Raw genomic sequence first — 20,326 nt, 5'->3', positions numbered from 1 at the left:
GGTGGGTGGTGATTTCTTGCCAGCAGCAGAAGAGAAGGGCAGCCTCCGCAGGTGCGCAGTCACGCGGGAGGAAGGCATTCCGGCTCAGATGGTGCGGTTTGTTATCTCACCCTCATCCATAGTCGTCCCTGATCTGGACGCGCGTCTGCCGGGACGGGGAATATGGTTGAGTGCCCGCCGGGATGTGATAGAACAGGCCAGCAAACGCGGCGTGTTCGCACGCTCTGCGCGGATGCAGGTCAAGGTGCCGGAAGATCTTCTCTCTCAGGTGGAAGTAGGTCTGCACCGGCGGATGATAGAAGTGGTTGGGCTTGCGCGCCGCGCTGGTCAGGCCATTAGTGGCTTCGTTAAGGTGCGCGAATGGGTTATGCAGCGTCGTGCTGCTGTTATCGTTCACGCATCGGACGGAAGCAGGGAAGAACTGGACCGCCTGATTTCGGGCGGGCGGGATATTCCTGTCGTTGATGCGTTGTCGTCTGAAGAACTGGCTAAGGTTTTCGGGCGTGAACGTGTTGTGAATGTGGCGCTGGCGGCCGGCGGGCTGGCTACGCGTCTTTGTTGTGAAAACAGACGTTTTGCGGGGGTGGCCGTTGGCGATCCCCGGGTCTGCCGGACCTTTCCGGCGGATGGGTGTGAACAGGCGGGTCAATGAGCGAAGGCAAGGATCAGGATCAGGGTAAGGGGCGTTTGTCCCTTCGGCCGGCAGGGCGTCCGGAGGTCGGACGGACGGTTGATGCCGGGTCCGTGCGGCAAAGTTTCAGTCATGGCCGTTCAAAGGTCGTGCAGGTGGAAGTGCGTAAAAAACGTGGTCCTTCCCCGGCTGGCGCTGGTGGGCGCTCCGGCGGTTCCCGCGCAGGTGGCGGCCGTACCCTGACCGCAGCCGAACTGGCCATGCGCCAGCGCGTGCTTCAGGAACAGAAGAAAGAGGCAGAAGACGCCGAACGGCGTGATGCCGAGCGGCGCGAAGCCGAGAAGATTCGTATTCTTTCCGCGGCTGAAGAAGCACGCCGGAAGGAAGAGGAAGACAAGCGTCTGGCCGAAGAGCGCGCCGCCGAAGAGGCTGCTGCAAGCGATGCCGAACGCAAGGCCCGCATTGACGCGATCAAGCCGATCGAGGTCAAGGCACCTGTTGTGTCTGCCGTGCCAATTCCCGGTGAAGTAACACTCGCACCGCCTGCCGGGCGCCTGCGCCCGCTGGCTGAACGTGCGATTATGCCGGCCAAGCCGCTCAAGCCTGCCGCGCCTGCTCGCACGCCTGCTGCTGCTCCCGCAGCGGAAAAGGACGTCAGTGCCGCCCAGACCCTGCGCCTGCGCAGCGGCCGTGGCACGGAAGGCGAGGAAGAACAGCGCCGTGGCCCAGCCCGTAACAAGGCCGTGCCGCCGCGCAAGAACAGCAGTGGCCGCAAGGGTGATACTGGCGGTGGCCGCCGTGCAGGCCGGATTGACGTGCAGGCCGCGATTGAGGGGGATGACGACAAAACCCGCTCGCTCGCATCCGTACGCCGCCAGCGTGAGCGTGAACGCCGTCAGGCCGAGCTGGAACGCCTGCGTTCCGACCAGGTCAAGGTTGTGCGTGACGTTATCCTGCCCGAAACCATTACGGTGCAGGAACTGGCCAACCGTATGGCAGCCCGTCAGGGTGAAGTGATCAAGGCGCTCATGAAAATGGGTGTCATGGCCACTGTAACCCAGAGCATTGATGCCGATACGGCGGAACTGGTGGTGGAAGAATTCGGCCACCGTGTACGTCGCGTTTCCGAAGCGGATGTGGAACTGGGTATTGAGGGCGTGGAAGACACGACCGAAGATATGCTGCCCCGTCCGCCTGTGGTGACCATCATGGGGCATGTCGATCACGGCAAGACCTCCCTGCTGGACGCCCTGCGCACAACGGACGTGGCAGCGGGTGAAGCCGGTGGCATTACCCAGCATATCGGTGCTTATCAGGTTACACTGGAATCCGGTGCCAAGATCACCTTCCTTGACACACCCGGACATGAGGCCTTTACGGCCATGCGTGCCCGTGGCGCGTCCATTACGGACGTGGTGGTGCTGGTGGTTGCCGCGGATGACGGCGTCATGCCGCAGACGATCGAGGCCATCAAGCACGCCAAGGCTGCCAATGTGCCCATGATCATTGCCATCAACAAGATGGACAAGCCCGGCGCCAAGCCTGACCGCGTACGTCAGGACCTGCTGCAGCACGAGATCGTGGTCGAATCCATGGGTGGTGACGTGATGGACATTGAAGTGTCCGCACGCCAGCGCATGGGGCTGGACAAGCTGGAAGAAGGCATTCTGCTTCAGGCAGAAATTCTGGAACTCCAGGCCAACCCCGACCGTGCAGCCGAAGGTGCCGTGATCGAAAGCCGTCTGGACCGTGGTCGCGGTTCCGTGGCGTCCGTGCTGGTGCAGAAGGGTACGCTGCGCAAGGGTGACATTGTGGTTGCCGGTGCAGAATGGGGCCGTGTGCGCGCTCTGGTTGATGACCGTGGTCGTCAGGTGGAAGTGGCTGGCCCGTCCATGCCGGTGGAAATTCTCGGCCTGTCCGGGGTTCCCGCTGCTGGTGCACCGTTTGTGGTCGTGGAAAACGAAAACCGTGCCCGTGAGATTTCCGAGTTCCGCCAGCGTAAGCTGAAGGAACATCAGGTTGCCGGGCAGGCTGCGGCCCGCGGCACGCTTGACCAGATGCTGGCCCGTATTCAGGCCGGTGTGCAGAAGGAAGTCTCCGTCCTGATCAAGGCGGACGTGCAGGGTTCGGCCGAAGCACTGCAAACCACGGTGCTCAAGCTTGCTAACGAAGAAGTGGGCGTGCGCGTTCTCAATGCCTCGGTTGGTCAGATCACGGAAAGTGATGTGCAGCTTGCCAAAGCATCGGATGCGGTCATTGTTGCCTTTAACGTGCGTGCAACCTCTCAGGCGCGGCTGCTGGCCCAGCGTGAAGGGGTGGACATCCACTACTACTCCATCATCTATCAGGTGGCGGACGACGTGGAACTGCTCGTACGTGGCAAGATGGCGCCCAAGCATCGTGAAAAGTTCCTTGGCTACGCCGAAATCCGCAAGGTTTTCGAAATCAGCAAGGTTGGCAAGGTGGCCGGTTGCTTCGTGACCGATGGCGTTGTCAAACGTGGCTGTGGCGTGCGTCTGCTGCGTGATGGTGTGGTGATCCATGAAGGTGATCTGAGCCAGCTCAAGCGCTTCAAGGACGACCAGAAGGAAGTGACCAAGGGTTACGAATGTGGTCTTTCCTTTGCAGGTTACAACGATCTGCGCGAAGGCGATGTGGTGGAATGCTTTGAAAGCGAGTTAATTCCAGCATGAGTCGTCGCCACGGATCAGGCAGTAAAACAGGGGGACCGGCAGACTATCTTGCCGGTCTTTCCTCATCTGGCCCATCGCAGCGGCAGTTGCGGGTAGGCGAAGAAGTGCGGCGCGTTCTGGCTGAGCTGTTTGCGCGCACCACCTTCCGTGACCCGGACCTGTCCGATGTTGCCATTACCGTGACCGAAGTCCGGCTTGCGCCAGACTTCAAACACGCCACTGTTTTTGTCACACGGCTGGGGCGCAGCGACGTTGCGGCTCTTCTGCCCGGACTTAAGCGGGTGGCCCCGTGGCTGCGTACCCAGCTTGCCCACAAGCTGAGCATACGCACAGTGCCCGAACTGCACTTCCAGCCCGATACGGCGCTGGATACAGCGATGCATGTGGATTCGCTCCTGCGCCTGCCAGAGGTCCAGCGTGACCTTGGCAAAGCAGGCAATGACCAGCCGGATGAAGACTAAGGTCTGGCCGGTAGCCAGTCATGGCAAACAGCTTTTTAAAAACCTGCCGGGGAGCACCCTGGCAGGTTTTTTTTTTGACCCTGACCCTGACCCTGACCCTGACCCTGACCCTGTAACCTTACCCGCCCGTCTGTGCTTTTTCCTGCTGAACAACAGGGCGGATGGCAAAATTGCTCTGAATGCGCACAACACCGGGCATTCGGGATAATTCCTCCTTATGGATGCGCTCGTAATCCTGCATGTCGCGCGCTTCCACCCGGAGCAGGTAGTCGGCGTCTCCCGTCATCAGGTAGCACTCCTTTACGTCGGGGCATTCGCGGATACGGCTTTCAAAGCGGCGGAGGCATTCCTCTGTCTGGCGTTCGAGTGTGATCTGCACAATGACCGTAGCTACAGGGGGTGCGTTGCGGCGGGCGATAATGGCCTGATACCCGCGTATAACCCCTTCTTTTTCCAGCATTTTTACACGCCGCAGACAGGCCGAGGGGGAAAGCCCTATACGCTCGGCCAGTTCGGCGTTGCTCAGGCGGCCATCATGGCGCAGGTGGCGGAGAATGGCCTCGTTAATGCGGTCTGGCATGATCTGTCTTTTGTGGCCTTTTGGCGCAATATTATGCAAAAATAAAAAGCAAACACCCCAATCATGCACCACAATGGCAGGATATGCCATAAAGAGTGGGGTAAAATTCTGATACCGTAACAGAACGGATATGTGTCGTGACCCAAGCTCCCACCCCCATGCACGCTGGCTGGCCCGCACAACGCGCCGGAGCGGTGCTGAGCGTTAATCTGGATGCGGTAGCCCATAATTATCGCCTGCTTCGGGCCCGTGTGCCCAACGCGGTGTGCGCGGCTGTGGTCAAGGCCGATGCCTATGGGCTGGGAGCGGCACAGGTTGCCCCCGCGCTGGTGCAGGCCGGGGCCACGCAGTTTTTTGTGGCCCATGTGGACGAGGGGCTGGCCCTGCGCCCGCATGTTGGGGAGCAGGTGGGTATTACCGTGCTGCACGGCCCCCGGCCCGATGCGGTGGAGGCCTGTCTGGCGCATGGGCTGCGCCCGGTGCTGAACAGTGTGGAGCAGATTGGCTGGGTCCGTGCGGTGGCGCAGGCGCAGCAGCGGCGCGTGGGTGTTGTGCTGCAACTGGATACGGGCATGTCCCGCTTTGGCCTGTCCGCGCAGGATGTGGCGGATATTGCCGCCAACCCCGCCGTGCTGGACGGGCTGGACGTGCAGCTGGTCATGAGCCATCTGGCCTGTGCGGATGAGCGGGCAAACCCTGCCAACGCGGAGCAGGCGGCCCGTCTGGTGGCCTATGCTGCCCGGTTGCCGGTTTCTGCCCCGCTCAGCCTAGCTGCATCTTCCGGGGTGTTTCTGGGGCCGGATTACCATTTTGGCCTCGTGCGCCCCGGTGCCGCACTGTATGGCGTGGCCCCCCAGCCGGGCGAGCCAAACCCCCTACGCCCGGTTGTGGGGCTGAAGGCCCATGTATTGCAGACCCGTACCCTCAGCAAAGGGGACCGGGTCGGTTACGGGCTGACATGGCGGGCCGAAGGACCATGCCGGGTCGCGACCATTGCCGTAGGCTATGCGGATGGTTTTGTGCGCGCCCGTGCCAACGGCCTTGTGTGGTTCGGGGGGCAGCCCCTGCCCATACTGGGCCGTATTTCCATGGATTCCATGACGGTGGATATTTCCGCCATTCCGCCGGGCCAGCTTGAGGCCGATGGCATGGTGGAACTGCTGAACGAAACATACGGCGTGGACGACGTGGCCCGCGCCGAAGGAACGATCGGCTACGAAGTCCTGACATCGCTCGGGCATCGCTATCATCGCAATTATACACGGACTGCCTGAGGGCAGAGCAGCAGGGAAAGAGTGAGATCATGAAGGTTCTTGTTCTGGGTAGTGGTGTTGTGGGTGTAACAACCGCCTGGTATCTGGCGCAGGCAGGGCATGAGGTTACGGTTGTGGACCGCCAGCCCGGTGCCGGGCTGGAAACCAGCTTTGCCAATGCGGGGCAGGTGTCCCCCGGTTATTCTTCCCCCTGGGCGGGGCCGGGTATTCCGCTCAAGGCGGCCAAATGGCTGTTCATGAAGTACAGCCCCTTTGTGTTCTGGCCCATGCCCGACCCGCATCTGTGGAAGTGGCTGGTGCAGATGCTCGAAAACTGCAACACCCCCGCCTATGACCGCAACAAGGGCCGCATGGTGCGCCTGGCTGAATACAGCCGCGATGTCATGTGTGACCTGCGGCGTGAAACCGGCATTACCTATGATGACCGCCAGCAGGGCACCTTGCAGGTCTTCCGCACCCAAAAGCAGATGGATGGCGTGGCGCAGGATATTGCCGTGCTCCGGCAGTACAACGTACCGTTTGAGGAACTGAATACCGCCCAGTGCGTACAGGCCGAGCCGGGTCTTGCGCCTTCGGCTGGCAAAATTGTGGGTGGCCTGCGCCTGCCGGGGGATGAGACGGGCGATGCCTTCAAGTTCTCCCAGCGTCTGGCGGAAATGGCGGCAGCCGCAGGTGTGACCTTCCTGTACAACACCGATATTCGCGCAATCCGGAGCGAGAGCGGGCGGGTTAGCGGGGTGGAAACATCACGCGGGGTGCTGAATGCTGAGAGCTATGTGCTGGCACTTGGCAGTTTTTCCCCCGCTCTTGTGCGGCCTCTGGGGCTGGACCTGCCGATTTACCCGGTCAAGGGCTATTCCCTTACGGCGGATATTACCGATGCGGCGCGTGCCCCGGTTTCCACCATTATGGATGAAACCTTCAAAATCGGCGTTACCCGTCTGGGCGACCGTGTGCGCATTGGCGGCACCGCGGAACTGGCTGGCTTTAGCACCCGCCTGCGCGCCCCCCGGCGGGCCACGCTGGAACATTCGGTAACAGACCTGTTCCCCAACTGCTGCAACGTGCCCGCAGCCCAGTTCTGGACCGGCCTGCGCCCCATGACACCGGATGGCACCCCCATTATCGGCCGCACGGGGCTGGATAACCTGTACACCAATACAGGCCATGGCACGCTGGGCTGGACCATGGCCTGCGGGTCTGCCCGCGTGCTGGCGGATATTATGTCCAACCGCCAGCCAGATATTGCCTATGAGGACCTGAATCTGTTCCGCTACCGGCCCTGAGCCTGTAGCGGCACTTGCGGCACAGGCTTAAGGGCCGGGTGTTTTTGCCCCTTTCCCATGCCCCGCTTGCGTGTTCAGGCGTGTTCGGGTGGGGGCAGGTGCGCTTTTGCCGCACCATAAATATGGTAGAGCGAACTTGCTGGCATGTGGTCCACCGCTGGTGTGCCGTCTGGCCCCCTGCGGTCGATCCAGCCGCCGTGCAGGTGTGCGGGGGCAAAATCTGCAAAAAATAAGCGGGTCAGGTCGGTTTGCAGTCGGCTGTCTTCCGCAGTGCTGCCTCCTTCTGCCTGCCTGCATGCCAGCAGGCGGAGCAGCTCGGTCTGGGGCCAGATGCGGGTGCTGGTCTGGGTGAGTGTGCCATCATCCATCATGCCGTCCCGCACAAGCTGGTGGGTCACGCCATGCCGCCTGCCGGACTGGTAAAGATGTTCAGCCACATGGCGCAGTGCTGTTACGGCCTTATCGGTGGGGTTGAGGCGCGTATAGGCGCCAAGCAGCCATGCCCACTCAAACAGGTGCCCCGGTTCCACCGGGTTCTGGCCATATGCGTGGCAGGGTGTCCAGTCGGGGCCAAAAAATTCCAGCAGCAGGCCCGAACGCGGGCTGATAAAGCGCTCGCGCGCCAGAGCGACCAGAGACTGCGCGCGGTCGAGGTAAAACTGGTCCGCCGTGGCCTCAAAAAGCGCAAGATACGCTTCCAGCAGGTGCATGTGCGGGTTCTGGCGGCGGGTGGCATCTGGTGCGGGCACGGCATCGGCAAAGCCGCCGTGGGGGGCATGGAAAATGCTTTCCACCTCCAGCACGGTTTTTTGCGCAACCGCAAGCAGTGCGGGCTCCCCGCTCAGGCGGTAGGCCCATGCGTAGGCAAACAGGATGAAGGCGTGGGCATACAGGTCACGCACGGTGCTGGACGGGCGGCCATCTGGCCCGATGGCAAACACCCAGCCCGGCTGGCCATCGGCCTGCCAGTAGCGGGCCTGCACTGTGGCCAGAGCGTGCAGGGCGTTGTCTGCCGCGTTAAAAACACCATCCAGCCGGGCCTGGCAGAAGGTGGCAATCTGGCGGGCCTGCACCATAAGGCGCAGATGCGGCAGGGGCAGTGGGGTGGCATCAAATCCCAGCCGCTCGTGGTACAGGTGGCGGGTGGGGTCGTAGCCCGCGCTGCTCCATAAGGGGAGCGCCTGATGGGCCAGCCACGCGGCCCATGGCGGTGTGCCGGGCTGCGCCATATGCTCAGACATTGGAAGGCTTGGCGTGCGGCGCGTTCATTTTCCGGACCAGATTGCTGGTTGAACAGCCCGCGACCAGCGAGACCAGTTCCACCCGCCCCCCGGCGGCCTTGACCACATCGGCCCCGACTACGGTATCCTCTGTGTAATCCGCTCCTTTAACCAGCACATCGGGCTGGAGGGCGGTAATCAGCTCCAGTGGGGTATCTTCTTCAAAAATGACCACCATATCCACGTCGCGCAGGGCGCGGATTACCGTGGCGCGCGCCATTTCGTCCTGCACGGGGCGGGTTGGGCCCTTGAGCCTGCGGACGGAGGCATCGCTGTTAATGGCCACCACCAGCTTGTCCCCCAGTTGTGCCGCAGCATGAAGGAGGGAGACATGCCCCGGATGCAGCAGGTCAAAACAGCCATTGGTGAACACAACGCTGGCCCCGTGCTGGTGCCACCGACGCATGACCGCACAGGCCTGTGGCCATGTGGCGATCAGCCCCGTATCGGGGTTGTCTTCCTTGAGCTCCTCGGCCAGCTCGGCGCGGGTAACGGCGGCGGTGCCCAGCTTGCTGACGGCAATGGAGGCCGCTACCGTGGCAATGACAATGGCGGTATCCAGGTCCTGCCCGGCGGAGAGCACGCTGCCAATGGTAGCGACCACCGCATCCCCAGCCCCCGAGACATCATACACCTCGGACTTGCGGGCGACCTGATGGCGGATATGCCCGTTGCGCTGCCACAGGGTCATGCCCTCTTCGGAGCGGGTGATCAGCACATCGCCCCCGAACTGGACGGAGGCTGCCTGAGCCGCGTGTTCCACCTCTGCGTTCGTGTGCAGGGGCAGGCCGGTGGCCACGGCCATTTCCGCCCGGTTGGGGGTTATCAGGCTGGCGCCACGGTATGCGGCAAAGGTCTTGCGCTTGGGGTCCACAATAACGGGAATATTTTTGGCCCGTGCATGTCCGATAACCGCCTGTAGCACCGGCTCGGACAGAACACCCTTGGCGTAATCGGAGCAGATCAGCACGTCTGCCGTATCCAGTGCGGCAATGCAGTGCGCGATCAGGCTGTTCCGGGTGGCGGGGGAAAAGTCGATAATGGTTTCATCATCAATGCGCACGATCTGCTGGTGCCCGCTGACAACCCGCATTTTGGAAATGGTCGCCCAGCCCGGTTCAGCCACAAGGCCGTGCACGTCTATGCCGGGCCATGCGGCAAGGGCGTTGCGCAGGGTCTGGGCGTTTTCATCCTGCCCGACAACGCCAATCAGGCTGACTGTACAGCCCAGTGCCGCGGCATTGACGGCCACATTGGCGGCCCCGCCGGGTACGGCACTCTGGCGGGCCTTGCGCAGTACCGGCACGGGGGCCTCGGGCGAGATCCGCTCCACCGCGCCAAAAACATACTGGTCCAGCAGCAGGTCGCCGATAACAACAAGCCGTCCGAATTCAAAATTTTCAATCATGGATGCTCATGCTCTCGGGGGGCGGGGGGTATGGCGGTCATGGTGTGTGGTCTGGCCGGGTGCGCAGCAGGTGGTGCACATAGTCGGCCACGCCGTTGGCCACATTGTCCAGTGCTACGGTGCACCCGGTGGCGCGCAGGGCGCGCATGTCCGCCTGTGTGTAGCACTGGTAGCGGCCACGCAGCGTGTCGGGGAAGGGAACATACTCCAGTAGGCCGGTGCGTACCATTTCGGCCCGGTCCAGCGGCGGCAGGCTGCGCGCGGCGCGCACGGTGTTCACGACTGTTGTGGCAACATCATTAAACGGCTGTGCCTTGCCTGTGCCCAGGTTGAACACGCCGCTATGCCCGGGGTTGTCAAAGAACCAGAGCTTGGTGGCCACCAGATCCTTGACCGCAATAAAATCGCGCATCTGCTCGCCCGGCTGGTACGGCCCGTATTCCCCAAACAGGCGGACGCGCCCTTCGGCCATGAACTGGTTGAAGTTGTGGAACGCCACGGAGGCCATGCCGCCCTTGTGCTGCTCGCGCGGGCCATACACGTTAAAGTAACGGAAGCCCGCAACCTGCGTGCTCAGCCCGGGCAGGGCGCGCCTGACCACCTGATCAAACAGCAGTTTGGAATAGCCATAGACGTTGAGCGGCTTTTCGTTGGCGGGGGCTTCGGTAAAGGTGGTGGACGCGCCATAGGTGGCCGCACTGGAGGCGTAGAGCAGGCGGGTGCCCGTGTTCTGGCAGTAGGCCAGCAGTTTTTTGCTGGGCTCGTAATTGCTGGCCATCACGTAGCGGCCATTGCGCTCGGTGGTGGAGGAGCAGGCCCCTTCATGAAAAATCGTATCTATTGGCCCGTAATGGCCAGCACTCAGGGCATCGTAGAACGTGTCCTTGTCCACGTAGTCGCTGATCGCAAGGTCGGCCAGATTAAGCGCCTTGTCGCCGTTGGTCAGGTTGTCCACGGCAATAATGTCGGTCAGCCCGCGCTGGTTGAGGGCATGGATGATGTTGCTGCCAATAAACCCGGCACCCCCGGTGACAATAAGACGTCTGGCCATATCAGCACGGCACCATGTGCTCGGGGGGAGGAACGGTTACGGTCATAGGCGCCAGCTCTGGGTTCTGTGTCTTTGCACGGTGGTTCAAAACAGCGGACGCGCCCATGGTGCTTCCAGCCTGAGCCGATACTAATTGCACAGGCATGAACAGGCAAATACAACCCCGCCCCCCACCCGCGGCGGGTGCGCCGGGGTGTGCTTGGGGGGTGCTCAGTCGCTGCCGAACAGGTCGCGGGTGAACACGCGGTCCTTTACATCAGCCAGTTCGGGGTGGTGGCGGTTGCTGACAATAATGGACGACACAGCCTTGAACTCATCCAGATTGCGCAGCACGCGCGAGCCAAAGAACTGTTCTTCCGCCATGGCGGGCTCATAGACCACAATCTCGATCCCCTTGGCTTTGAGCCGCTTCATGATCCCCTGAATGGAGCTTTGCCGGAAGTTATCGGATGCCGTTTTCATGGCCAGCCGGTAAATGCCGACCACCTTGGGCTGCATGGCCAGAATCTGGTCGGCCAGAAAATCCTTGCGGGTGCGGTTGGCGTCCACAATGGCGCGGATCAGGTTCTGGGGGACCTGCATGTAGTTGGCCAGAAGCTGTTTGGTGTCTTTGGGCAGGCAGTAGCCGCCATAGCCAAAGGAGGGGTTGTTGTAATGCTGGCCTATGCGCGGGTCGAGGCAGACACCCTCTATAATCTGGCGGGTGTCCAGCCCACGGGCCAGTGCGTAGCTGTCCAGTTCGTTAAAAAAGGCCACGCGCATGGCAAGGTAGGTGTTGGCAAACAGCTTTATGGCCTCGGCCTCTGTGGCTTCGGTAAACAGCAGGGGCACGTCTTTTTTGATCGCCCCTTCAAGCATAAGGGCGGCAAAGCGTTCGGCCCGGGCGCTGCGTTCCCCCACAATAATGCGCGACGGGTGGAGGTTGTCATACAGTGCGCGGCCTTCGCGCAGGAACTCGGGGGAAAAGATGACCTGCTCGGTGTTCAGCTCCGCGCGGATCTGGTCCACAAACCCGACCGGAATGGTGGATTTGATAACAATGGTCGCCTCGGGGTTGAGCGCGCTGACACGGGCAATCACATCCGTTACGGAGGATGTGTCAAAGTAGTTTTCCTGCGCGTCATAATTGGTCGGGGTGGCAATGATGACAAAGCTGGCATCTTGGCTGGCTGCGGTCAGGTCTGTTGTGGCACTCAGGCTGAGTGGCCTGTTGTGCAGGTAGTCCTCGATCTCGGTATCAATAATGGGGGAGACCCGGTTATTCACCTTGTGGACCCGCCCGGCATCCACATCCACGGCCATTACGTCATGGTGCTGGGCCAGCAGAATGGCGTTGGACAGGCCAACATACCCAAGACCGACAACTGCAATTTTCATGGTGTTCTTTCCCCCACACCCTGCGTGATCGGGGCGTATTGTCCCGGTGCGTCAAGGCGTTGCAATACATGAGCCGCCAGAATCCGTCACGCTGTTTTGCAGGGCGTTGTGCCGCGGCCGGGGGCTTAAAAGGCCCGGCCTAATGGGCCTGTGCGCGCAGGCGGAATGTTGGCGGGCGCGGGGGTATGGCGGTTTTTTTGGAAATAACCAGATACTCATGCGGGTAACGGCCCAGTTTGATGGCGCGCATATGGGCCTTAAGGGCCAGCAGGGTTTCAAACGAGTGGGGGTGGTACTCGGCTATTGTGTCTTCACGCCCGACAACCAGAGTGGAATCCGCAAAGGCAATCAGCAGGCAGTGCTGGGTGTTTTGCAAGAACAGGTGGTCTTTCCCCTGGGCAAAATATCCGCTCAGTCGTTCGCGGGTTTTGGAAAACAGGTAATAGGCGGGCTTGTAAAAGGTTCTGCCCCCTTTTTCCTCCGCGGTCATGACCAGAAATGAGTGGCTTTTTGCTGGTGGGGGAACCAGCACATGGCTGGTGGCAAGGCCACGCAGGCCATATTCCAGCCGGGATACCAGAATATCCACAAGCTCATAAACAAATCGGAAAATGTTGTAGCGGTATGTCATGGCGGAATCATATTCGGGGCTGGAATGATCAGGCACTCCTTATATCCTTAACAGGAGGAGCTGCGCACGGTGTTGTTTTGCATGCTTGTGGGGCGGTCAGGGCTGGGCAGGCATGCTGTATGGGTGGTGGCCGCCCACATAGCCTTTGAGGCACACATAAAACGTGAATATTTTCTGAAATTCGGCAGATTCCGTGGCGCAGGCCCCCGCTCCGCTCTGGCGGGGTGCGGGACATGGCCCCTATATTCAACGCCCGTTCCGGTGCAGCGCGGCAACCGGGCCGGACAGAAAACAGCCCGCTGCGGCAGTGGCGCTGGTGTGAACAGATGAGGAATGCAAGGCTTATGGTACTGAGGCGCTTTTTTGCACATGGCAAGACAAAAACCAGCCTGCCCGCACAGGGGCAACGCCAGAGGAACGGTCGGGTTTGTCTGTCCTTGCTCATGCTCTGTAGCGCATTGACCGGCCTTGCAGCAGGGGGGGGCGCACAGGCGGCAGCGACATCCTCTGTTGTGGCGCGAGCCCCCAGCCCCTTCCACCCTGACCAGACAGACAGGGCTTTTCTGGCGGATCTGGAGCACCGGACCTTCCTGTGGTTCTGGGATTCGGCAGACCCTGCAACCGGGCTGGTGCCCGACCGCTACCCATCGGACCAGACCCAGTCCAGCGTTGCGTCCATTGGCTTTGCGCTGACCGCCTACGGCATTGGTGCGGACCGGGGCTACATTAACCGCCAGCAGGCCGTGGACCGGACCCTGACAACCCTGCGCTACCTGTGGAAGCTCCCCCAGAACGACAGCCCGGACAAAGCCGCGGGCTTCCATGGCTTTTTCTACCACTTCCTCAAGCGTGAGAACGGGCTGCGCCTTAACCCGGATATTGAACTGTCGAGCATAGACACGGCCCTGCTCATGCAGGGGGTGCTGTTTACGACCAGTTACTATACGCATGATTCCGCCGCCGAGGCCGAAATACGTGACCTGGCCGCCAAGCTGTTCAACCGCGTGGACTGGCGCTGGATGCTGCGCCCGGATAACCGGCTGAGCATGGGCTGGTCGCCCGAACGTGGCTTTTTATCCAATTACTGGGAAGGGTATAATGAGGGCATGATGCTGTATGTGATGGGCCTTGGCTCCACCACGCATCCGCTCGACCCGTCATCATGGCAGGCATGGATTTCCACCAACAAGAGCCGTTGGGGCGAATCTTATGGCCAGACCTTCCTCAACTTCGCCCCCTTGTTCGGCCATCAGTACACCCATGCATGGATCGACTTCCGGGGTATCAAGGATGACTGGAGCCGTTCGGCCGGGATTGATTATTTTGAAAACAGCCGCCGCGCCGTGTACGCCCAGCAGGGCTACGCGACCCAAAACCCCGGCAAATGGCAGGATTACGGGCCAAATATCTGGGGCCTGACAGCAAGTGACGGCCCGGCAGAAACCACAAAGGTGGAAAACGGCCAGCAGCGCAAGTTCATGGCCTATACCGCCCGTGGCGTCGGGCGTGACTACACGCTTGATGATGGCACACTGGCCCCAACAGCGGCGGGTGGCTCCGTGGCGTTTGCGCCAGAACTGGCCATTCCCGCCCTGCGCACCATGCGCGACAAATACGGGGACCGCATCTACAGCACCTACGGCTTTGTAGATGCCTTCAACCCCAGCTACCATGATGGCAAACAGGCCTACTGGGCGGATGATACCTATATTGGTATCGACCAGGGGCCCATTCTGCTCATGGTGGAAAACTGGCGGGATGGCATGGTGTGGAACACCATGAAGGATAATCCCATTATCTGCCGTGGCCTGCTGCGCGCGGGCTTTAGAGGGGGCTGGCTGACCACCCGCCACGGGATTGTGGACCATGATGATGCCGTGCGGCTCAAGCAGCAGCAGGCACAGACCAAGGCAGGTTAGGTCAGGGCAAGGCCCGCGGCCGGGAAAGTAAAAACAGACTTCTTTCCCGGCCTATCGGTTAGTATTTTTCGGCCTGTATGGGCGCGCTAAGGGGCTCGCGATGATTTTTTTCGTCATCCGTGTCATGGCTCAGGCGGTATAGGCTGTACACGTCGGGGTCATCCTTATCGAGTTTGTGCATTTTGATCCGGATGCTCTCGCCGTACACATCATCTGCGGAGGTGGAGAGATCCACAATCGTGCCGATCAGAGTACCGATCACCATATTGCCAAAAATCCAGCCTGCGTTGTGGCTTTCATCCACACCGGTAACGGGGGCATAACCGGGCTTCTGGCACCGGATGATCAGGTTGTTGTGGCTCTTGGCAACCGTAAATTCGCCCGGCGTATGGAATGTGCTGATCGGTTTGCCCGCTCTGGTTACGTCGCAGACAGCCCCCGGAGGGTCAGAGTTGATGGAGATGGTCTGCTTGGGAGGTTCCAGAATTGTTGCACAGCCTGATAATGCCATCAGACCCAGTAAAAAGAGTTTCTGCTGAGATTTTTGCATATTCCGGGAACCTAGAAATTATTTTCAAAATCAATACAAAATAATTTGTTACCGGACTATAGCGCGCCCCAGCATAGATGAACAGCATACTCTGGCCTGAGTCCTGCTGTTCATTCTCTGCTTTGGGGGAATCTGTTGTGTTTTATCCTTGGTAAGATGCAATTTCGATCAGGTTTTCATCCGGATCGTGGCAGTAAACCGAGGTAATGGGGCCAATGGCGCCAAGGCGGGCGACGGGGCCATCCACAATGGTAATGCCGCAGTTCTTCAGGTGCTCTACCACGTCATCACTGGTAATGGCGGTAATAAAGCACAGGTCATTACCACCGGGCAGGGCATGGGTTGCCGTGTCCCAGCCGGTGGCATCGTGCGGGCGGAGGTTAAGCTTCTGCCCGCCAAAGCGCAGGGCGGTGCGGTTGTTGCGCCCGTATTCTTCCCGCTCCATGCCAAGTACACGCTGGTACCATGATGCGGAAATTTCGACATCGCGCACGGTCAGGACAACATGATCCAGACGATCGACTGTAAAGCGCATGAAAACCACACAGCTCCTCTTCTGTCTGCCCCGCCATGGTGTGGCGGCGGGGCAGCCCCGGTGGGGGGTTACAGTTCAGCGTAGAAGTCGTTGCCTTTATCATCAATAACAATAAAGGCGGGAAAATCCTCTACCTCGATCTTCCACACTGCTTCCATGCCCAGTTCGGGGTATTCCAGCACCTCCACCTTGCGGATGCAGTCCTTGGCCAGCCGGGCGGCGGGGCCACCAACGGAGCCGAGGTAGAAGCCGCCGTATTGCTGGCATGCATCCCGCACGGCCTTGGAGCGGTTGCCCTTGGCAAGCATAACGTAGGAACCGCCATTGGCCTGCAATTCGGCCACGTACGAATCCATGCGCCCGGCCGTTGTGGGGCCAAAGGAGCCTGTGGGCATGCCTGCGGGCGTTTTGGCCGGGCCTGCGTAGTAAACGGGGTGGTCTTTCAGGTACTGGGGCAGGCCCTCGCCGCGCTGGAGCCGCTCACGGAACTTGGCATGCGCAATATCACGCGCAACAACCACGGTGCCGGTCAGGGCCAGCCGGGTCTTGACCGGGTATTGCGAGAGGGTCTTGCGGATTTCATCCATCGGGCGGTTGAGGTCAATGCGCACGGCTTCGCCCTCAAGGTGTTCGTCCGTGGTTTCGGGCAGGAAGCGCGCGGGGTCGTGTTCAAGCTGTTCCAGAAAGAACCCTTCCGCCGTGACCCGCGCCTTGATCTGCCGGTCGGCGGAGCAGGACACACCAATCCCCACGGGGAGCGAAGCCCCATGCCGGGGCAGGCGCACCACGCGCACGTCGTGGCAGAAATACTTGCCGCCAAACTGTGCGCCAATACCCAGCTTGCGGGTAAGCTCAAGCACCTTCTGCTCCATCTCCAGATCACGGAAGGCGTGGCCGGTCATGTCGCCTTTGGTGGGCAGGGCGTCATACCAGTGGGTGGAGGCCAGTTTTACGGTCTTGAGCGTCTGCTCGGCGGACATGCCGCCAATAACAATGGCAAGGTGGTAAGGCGGGCAGGCGGAGGTGCCCAGCGTGCGCACCTTTGTATCCAGCCAGTCCAGCAACTGCTGCTCGGACCCCAGCAGGGCGCGCGTTTCCTGGAACAGGAAGGTCTTGTTGGCCGAGCCGCCACCCTTGGCCACAAACATCAGGTCCATCTGCTCGTCATGCACGCCGGCGGGGCTGGCGAAGATGTCGCATTGCACGGGCAGGTTGGTGCCTGTGTTCTTTTCCTCGAACATGGTGAGCGGGGCCATCTGCGAATAGCGCAGGTTGGTGCGGGTATAGGTTTCGTACACACCGCGGGAAAAGGCGATTTCCTCGTTCCCTTCCACCCAGACGCGCTGGCCCTTTTTACCAAATACAATGGCGGTCCCGGTGTCCTGGCACATGGGCAGGATGCCCCCTGCGGCAATGCAGGCGTTCTTGAGCAGGTCAAGCGCTACAAAGCGGTCATTGTCCGAGGCTTCGGGGTCTTTGAGGATATTGGCCAGTTTCTGCAGGTGCGAAGGGCGCAGGAAATGCGCAACCTCATGGAAGGCGCGGGCTGTCAGCTCGGTCAGCGCTTCGGGGGTAACGTGCAGAACGGTTTTGCCACCGCAATGCGATGTGCTGACACCACCTGCAATATCCACCTTGCGGTATTCTGTTGTGTCCTCCCCCAGAGGGAACAGGGGGAAATAGGCAAACTCTGGCAGTGGGGGGCGGGGGGGCTGGCTGGTCATGGTCGTGTCTCTACTCTCTCCGTCGGCCTGACCCCCGCGCACCGGGGGCTCAGGCTGGTGATGGTCCCTTGCGGCGGAAGGCGTCAAGGCTGACAACCTGGGAAGAGGAGTCGCCCTGTGCTTCCGCACTCTCTCCGGCATCGGCCGGCGTGTGGTCTGTGGGTGCGGGCTCCTCATCCTCCACCGGCTCAAAATGCAGGTTGAAGTGGATGGAGGGGTCTGCAAACCCGGTAATCGCCCGGACGGGAATGACCAGAATGGACCCAACACCCCCAAAGGACAGACCAACGGACACAATACCGGCATCGCGGTCCACGTTGAGGTCCCAGAACTGGTGTTGGAGCACAATGGTCATCTCGTGCGGGTACTGGGCACGGAGCCGGTCGGGAATTTGCACGCCAGACAGGTCCGTGCGGAAACTCAGATAGAAATGGTGCTCGCCTGCAAGCCCTTCGCGGCTCACATGTTCGAGTGCTTTGAGCATGACGTCCCTGTAGGCTTCCTCCAACCACTGGTCGTAGGGCAGCAGGCTGGGGGGGAGGGTACCGTCATTTCCCGGGGTATTGTTGTGGTCATCAGCCATGCTTGGTCTCCTTGCTTCAGCCGTCTGGGGGCGGCTGGCCATACGTATCACTCTAGCGTCAGCCATGCGCGAAAGGTTCGGCCAGTGCAAGCGCCAAGGCCTGCCTGCGGCCATGCCGCAGGGCAGGGGCCGGGCGGGCCGCCACAGCACATACGGGCCATGCCTCAGGGCGTGGCGGAATATAATAGGGGAAAAATGGCATGAAGTGGGAGGGCTTCTGTTGCCCGGTGCCCTCCCGAACCGCGCTTATTGCTTATGCAGCAACAGCGAGCACCTCAGTGTTATCATTGGCACTTGTAAAATTAGCCCGATAACGGTGGTACAATACCGGGCAAAAAAGATGTCTTTACTGCGCGTGTCGAGCCTGTTTCGTCCCCATCTGTCCGGGTCTTGCGATCCGGATTTATGGTGGAGACGCCGGGTACCGCCCCCGGGTCCACTACGCCTATGCCACATCCCGTTTATTGCCATAGCCGCAAGAAATCTTCCGGCACCCCACACATAGGAACTTGGCTTCCAAAATGCAAGCGCCCGCTGGTGTTTCTGCCTTCCCCGTGTGGGGGTATGCCTGCTACAACCGCGCGCATACACGCGGGCCTACCGTGTGCGCTGTCTGTTTTTTTCTAGCATGGTGGAGATCCTGCGCATGTCACTGACCGAAGCACAACGCGCCGAAATTGCGGCCCACGGGCAGGAAACATTCTCCACCCGCCGCCCGACCGTGGCAGCACTTGAAGCCATGCTGTACGCCCCGCAGGAAGTGCTCGACCACGGCTTTTTGCGCGTGATCGACTATATGGGCGATGATGCGGCCATTGTGCAGGCGGCCCGTGTTTCCTACGGCCGGGGCACGCGCAAGGTATCGGAAGATGCCGGGCTGATCCGCTACCTGATGCGGCACCGCCATTCCTCCCCGTTTGAAATGTGCGAGATCAAGTTCCACGTCAAACTGCCCATTTTTGTAGCGCGGCAGTGGATTCGCCACCGTATGGCGAGCGTGAACGAGTATTCGGCCCGCTACTCCATTCTGGATAGCGAGTTCTATCTGCCCGACCCCGCCCACATGGCTGCCCAGAGCGAAGTCAACCGTCAGGGCCGGGGCGAGATTCTGGCCCCCGAAGCCGCCGCCGAGGTGCTGGACATCCTGCGTGAAGACGCCATGCGCACCTACCGCGACTACGAGCGCATGCTGGACGGGGAAAACGGTTACGGCCTTGCGCGTGAGCTGGGGCGCATCAACCTGACGCTGAACACCTACACGCAGTGGTACTGGAAGATTGACCTGCATAACCTCATGCACTTCCTCGCCCTGCGCATTGACCCCCACGCACAGTACGAAATTCGCGTGTATGCCGAAGCCATGCTGAAAATCCTGCACGCATGGGTGCCCACCACCGCCGCCGCGTTTGAGGAATACCGGCGCGGGGCGGTGACATTCTCGGCCTCCATGATGGCGGTTGTCCGCCGCATGCTGGCGGGCGAGGTTGTGGAGCAGGCTGGCTCGGGCCTGAGCCGCCGTGAGTGGGATGAAATGATGGCCACCCTGCAAACCTCCACACCCTGAGCAGGCGCGGGGCGCATTGCAGCCCAACCTGTTTTTATGCGAGCGCCGTGGGGCCTACCCCTCCGGCGCTCATTTTTTATCAAGACATCTGCATTAAATCTGGGCGGACTTGACGCCTGTCCTGTCAAACGCCGCAGCAGCGGGCCATAAACAGGGCAGCGCTCGGGTTTGTATTGCCGTGCGCCATGTTTGCCTGCCATGCTCGCCCTACCCGCAAGCCCGGTTCCGGGGGACGGCAAGACCGTAGGATTTCTGGGGAATTATAAGGAGCATTCATGTCTTGTCCCAACCGGCGTTCTGCCCGCCTTGCCCTGTCCGCCTTTGCCTGTGCGTTCACATTGATGGCAGCGGGCCTGCCAGCCCGGGCCGATACGGCGCGCGAACAGCAGACCAAAGCCTGCAAGGGCGATGCCCTGCGCCTTTGCGCCTTTGCCATTCCCAATGAAAAAAGAATTACAGCCTGCATGGAGCGTAAAAAAGACAAGCTCAGCCCCGCCTGCCGTGCGTATTTCAAGGACACACCAGCCCCGCAGGCCAAGGCTAAAACGCCCCAGCCCAAGCGCTAGGCTATACCGGCTCCGGTATTGGGCCTGACATTTGGCCCCATATCTGGGCTGCTATGGAGCGGCTGCGTGTGAGGGGCTGTTGAGTGGGCAGGATGCCTGCCGGGTGGCCCTTTGGCATAAGGTCTGCCCATGGCCCGTGTTGGGGCTTTTGCGGCGGTCTACGTGGGCCTGATGCCTTGCAGGCAGGGAGCGTCCGGCCCGCAAGGTGCAGGG

General features: G+C 60.8%; 19 protein-coding genes and 1 other RNA gene. 8 read left to right on the top strand and 12 right to left on the bottom strand.

Features of this window, described 5'->3' with window-relative positions; genetic code table 11:
- Position 1 precedes the first annotated feature (1 nt).
- From LKE65_RS02635 to rbfA, 3 genes are read left to right on the top strand one after another with little or no spacing between them, the layout of a single operon-like run.
- Complete coding sequence (locus LKE65_RS02635) at positions 2-652, top strand: RNA-binding protein (protein ID WP_086646147.1); 651 nt, start codon at positions 2-4, stop codon at positions 650-652.
- Positions 649-3,324 carry a translation initiation factor IF-2 gene (gene infB / locus LKE65_RS02630; RefSeq protein WP_086646146.1) on the top strand — a complete coding sequence of 892 codons (2,676 nt, stop codon included), beginning with the start codon at positions 649-651 and terminating at the stop codon, positions 3,322-3,324. The genes LKE65_RS02635 and infB overlap by 4 nt, the downstream gene beginning before the upstream one ends.
- Entirely contained in the window at positions 3,321-3,785 is a 465-nt protein-coding gene (rbfA, locus tag LKE65_RS02625; protein WP_086646145.1) for a 30S ribosome-binding factor RbfA, read from the top strand. The genes infB and rbfA overlap by 4 nt, the downstream gene beginning before the upstream one ends.
- Before the next feature lie 118 nt (positions 3,786-3,903).
- On the opposite strand, the gene LKE65_RS02620 is transcribed toward rbfA, so the two are convergent.
- Entirely contained in the window at positions 3,904-4,365 is a 462-nt protein-coding gene (locus LKE65_RS02620; RefSeq protein ID WP_086646187.1) for an Lrp/AsnC family transcriptional regulator, read from the bottom strand.
- Positions 4,366-4,493: 128 nt separating this feature from the next.
- On the opposite strand from LKE65_RS02620, the gene alr reads away from it, so the two are divergent.
- Both alr and LKE65_RS02610 read left to right on the top strand, forming a co-directional pair.
- On the top strand, positions 4,494-5,639 hold the full coding sequence (gene alr / locus LKE65_RS02615) for an alanine racemase (RefSeq protein WP_408744079.1): 1,146 nt from the start codon (positions 4,494-4,496) through the stop codon (positions 5,637-5,639).
- 29 nt (positions 5,640-5,668) lie between these two features.
- Positions 5,669-6,925 carry a D-amino acid dehydrogenase gene (locus tag LKE65_RS02610; protein WP_278740347.1) on the top strand — a complete coding sequence of 419 codons (1,257 nt, stop codon included), beginning with the start codon at positions 5,669-5,671 and terminating at the stop codon, positions 6,923-6,925.
- 74 nt (positions 6,926-6,999) lie between these two features.
- Here LKE65_RS02610 and LKE65_RS02605 read toward each other — a convergent pair whose 3' ends face one another.
- From LKE65_RS02605 to LKE65_RS02585, 5 genes are all read right to left on the bottom strand, one after another.
- Positions 7,000-8,166 carry an AGE family epimerase/isomerase gene (locus LKE65_RS02605; protein WP_278740346.1) on the bottom strand — a complete coding sequence of 389 codons (1,167 nt, stop codon included), beginning with the start codon at positions 8,164-8,166 and terminating at the stop codon, positions 7,000-7,002.
- Positions 8,159-9,613: a D-glycero-beta-D-manno-heptose-7-phosphate kinase gene (rfaE1, locus tag LKE65_RS02600; RefSeq protein WP_278740344.1), complete on the bottom strand. Its 1,455-nt coding sequence runs from the start codon at positions 9,611-9,613 to the stop codon at positions 8,159-8,161. The genes LKE65_RS02605 and rfaE1 overlap by 8 nt, the downstream gene beginning before the upstream one ends.
- A gap of 37 nt (positions 9,614-9,650) precedes the next feature.
- Entirely contained in the window at positions 9,651-10,664 is a 1,014-nt protein-coding gene (gene rfaD, locus LKE65_RS02595) for an ADP-glyceromanno-heptose 6-epimerase (RefSeq protein WP_278740342.1), read from the bottom strand.
- Between the two features lie 210 nt (positions 10,665-10,874).
- Entirely contained in the window at positions 10,875-12,041 is a 1,167-nt protein-coding gene (locus LKE65_RS02590) for a nucleotide sugar dehydrogenase (RefSeq protein ID WP_086646139.1), read from the bottom strand.
- 139 nt (positions 12,042-12,180) lie between these two features.
- Complete coding sequence (locus LKE65_RS02585; RefSeq protein ID WP_086646138.1) at positions 12,181-12,708, bottom strand: hypothetical protein; 528 nt, start codon at positions 12,706-12,708, stop codon at positions 12,181-12,183.
- A 308-nt stretch (positions 12,709-13,016) separates the two neighbouring features.
- Here LKE65_RS02585 and LKE65_RS02580 point away from each other — a divergent pair, with 308 nt between their 5' ends.
- The gene (locus LKE65_RS02580; RefSeq protein WP_278740341.1) at positions 13,017-14,591 is read left to right on the top strand and encodes a glucoamylase family protein; all 1,575 of its coding nucleotides are present in this window, start codon (positions 13,017-13,019) and stop codon (positions 14,589-14,591) included.
- A gap of 58 nt (positions 14,592-14,649) precedes the next feature.
- Here the strand turns inward: LKE65_RS02580 and LKE65_RS02575 are convergent, their stop codons facing one another.
- From LKE65_RS02575 to ssrA, 6 genes are all read right to left on the bottom strand, one after another.
- Positions 14,650-15,141, bottom strand: coding sequence for a hypothetical protein (locus LKE65_RS02575; protein ID WP_278740340.1), 492 nt, complete (start codon positions 15,139-15,141; stop codon positions 14,650-14,652).
- Positions 15,142-15,283: 142 nt separating this feature from the next.
- Positions 15,284-15,676: a VOC family protein gene (locus tag LKE65_RS02570; protein ID WP_086646135.1), complete on the bottom strand. Its 393-nt coding sequence runs from the start codon at positions 15,674-15,676 to the stop codon at positions 15,284-15,286.
- 68 nt (positions 15,677-15,744) lie between these two features.
- Entirely contained in the window at positions 15,745-17,400 is a 1,656-nt protein-coding gene (locus LKE65_RS02565; protein ID WP_278740338.1) for a fumarate hydratase, read from the bottom strand.
- Positions 17,401-17,449: 49 nt separating this feature from the next.
- Positions 17,450-17,983: an SspB family protein gene (locus tag LKE65_RS02560; RefSeq protein WP_086646185.1), complete on the bottom strand. Its 534-nt coding sequence runs from the start codon at positions 17,981-17,983 to the stop codon at positions 17,450-17,452.
- Positions 17,984-18,041: 58 nt separating this feature from the next.
- A complete protein-coding gene (locus LKE65_RS02555) occupies positions 18,042-18,185 on the bottom strand; it encodes a hypothetical protein (RefSeq protein ID WP_158093036.1) in 144 nt (47 codons plus the stop codon).
- 2 nt (positions 18,186-18,187) lie between these two features.
- Positions 18,188-18,514: a transfer-messenger RNA gene (gene ssrA, locus LKE65_RS02550) on the bottom strand.
- A 115-nt stretch (positions 18,515-18,629) separates the two neighbouring features.
- On the opposite strand from ssrA, the gene thyX reads away from it, so the two are divergent.
- The gene (gene thyX, locus LKE65_RS02545) at positions 18,630-19,547 is read left to right on the top strand and encodes an FAD-dependent thymidylate synthase (RefSeq protein WP_278740336.1); all 918 of its coding nucleotides are present in this window, start codon (positions 18,630-18,632) and stop codon (positions 19,545-19,547) included.
- 341 nt (positions 19,548-19,888) lie between these two features.
- A complete protein-coding gene (locus LKE65_RS02540) occupies positions 19,889-20,113 on the top strand; it encodes a hypothetical protein (protein ID WP_143296460.1) in 225 nt (74 codons plus the stop codon).
- Positions 20,114-20,326: the final 213 nt, after the last annotated feature.

This window comes from Acetobacter fabarum (genome assembly GCF_022483405.1).
Taxonomy (GTDB): Bacteria; Pseudomonadota; Alphaproteobacteria; order Acetobacterales; family Acetobacteraceae; genus Acetobacter; species Acetobacter fabarum.
Note: the sequence above shows the minus strand (reverse complement) of the source record. Positions and strands in the feature narration are given on the sequence as shown.

Coding starts and splice junctions, on each gene's coding strand:
- infB (WP_086646146.1), top strand. CDS start 649: ATGAGCGAAGGCAAGGATCAGGATCAGGGTAAGGGGCGTTTGTCCCTT.
- rbfA (WP_086646145.1), top strand. CDS start 3,321: ATGAGTCGTCGCCACGGATCAGGCAGTAAAACAGGGGGACCGGCAGAC.
- LKE65_RS02620 (WP_086646187.1), bottom strand. CDS start 4,365: ATGCCAGACCGCATTAACGAGGCCATTCTCCGCCACCTGCGCCATGAT.
- LKE65_RS02610 (WP_278740347.1), top strand. CDS start 5,669: ATGAAGGTTCTTGTTCTGGGTAGTGGTGTTGTGGGTGTAACAACCGCC.
- LKE65_RS02605 (WP_278740346.1), bottom strand. CDS start 8,166: ATGTCTGAGCATATGGCGCAGCCCGGCACACCGCCATGGGCCGCGTGG.
- rfaE1 (WP_278740344.1), bottom strand. CDS start 9,613: ATGATTGAAAATTTTGAATTCGGACGGCTTGTTGTTATCGGCGACCTG.
- rfaD (WP_278740342.1), bottom strand. CDS start 10,664: ATGGCCAGACGTCTTATTGTCACCGGGGGTGCCGGGTTTATTGGCAGC.
- LKE65_RS02590 (WP_086646139.1), bottom strand. CDS start 12,041: ATGAAAATTGCAGTTGTCGGTCTTGGGTATGTTGGCCTGTCCAACGCC.
- LKE65_RS02580 (WP_278740341.1), top strand. CDS start 13,017: ATGGTACTGAGGCGCTTTTTTGCACATGGCAAGACAAAAACCAGCCTG.
- LKE65_RS02575 (WP_278740340.1), bottom strand. CDS start 15,141: ATGCAAAAATCTCAGCAGAAACTCTTTTTACTGGGTCTGATGGCATTA.
- LKE65_RS02570 (WP_086646135.1), bottom strand. CDS start 15,676: ATGCGCTTTACAGTCGATCGTCTGGATCATGTTGTCCTGACCGTGCGC.
- LKE65_RS02565 (WP_278740338.1), bottom strand. CDS start 17,400: ATGACCAGCCAGCCCCCCCGCCCCCCACTGCCAGAGTTTGCCTATTTC.
- LKE65_RS02560 (WP_086646185.1), bottom strand. CDS start 17,983: ATGGCTGATGACCACAACAATACCCCGGGAAATGACGGTACCCTCCCC.
- LKE65_RS02555 (WP_158093036.1), bottom strand. CDS start 18,185: ATGCCATTTTTCCCCTATTATATTCCGCCACGCCCTGAGGCATGGCCC.
- thyX (WP_278740336.1), top strand. CDS start 18,630: ATGTCACTGACCGAAGCACAACGCGCCGAAATTGCGGCCCACGGGCAG.
- LKE65_RS02540 (WP_143296460.1), top strand. CDS start 19,889: ATGGCAGCGGGCCTGCCAGCCCGGGCCGATACGGCGCGCGAACAGCAG.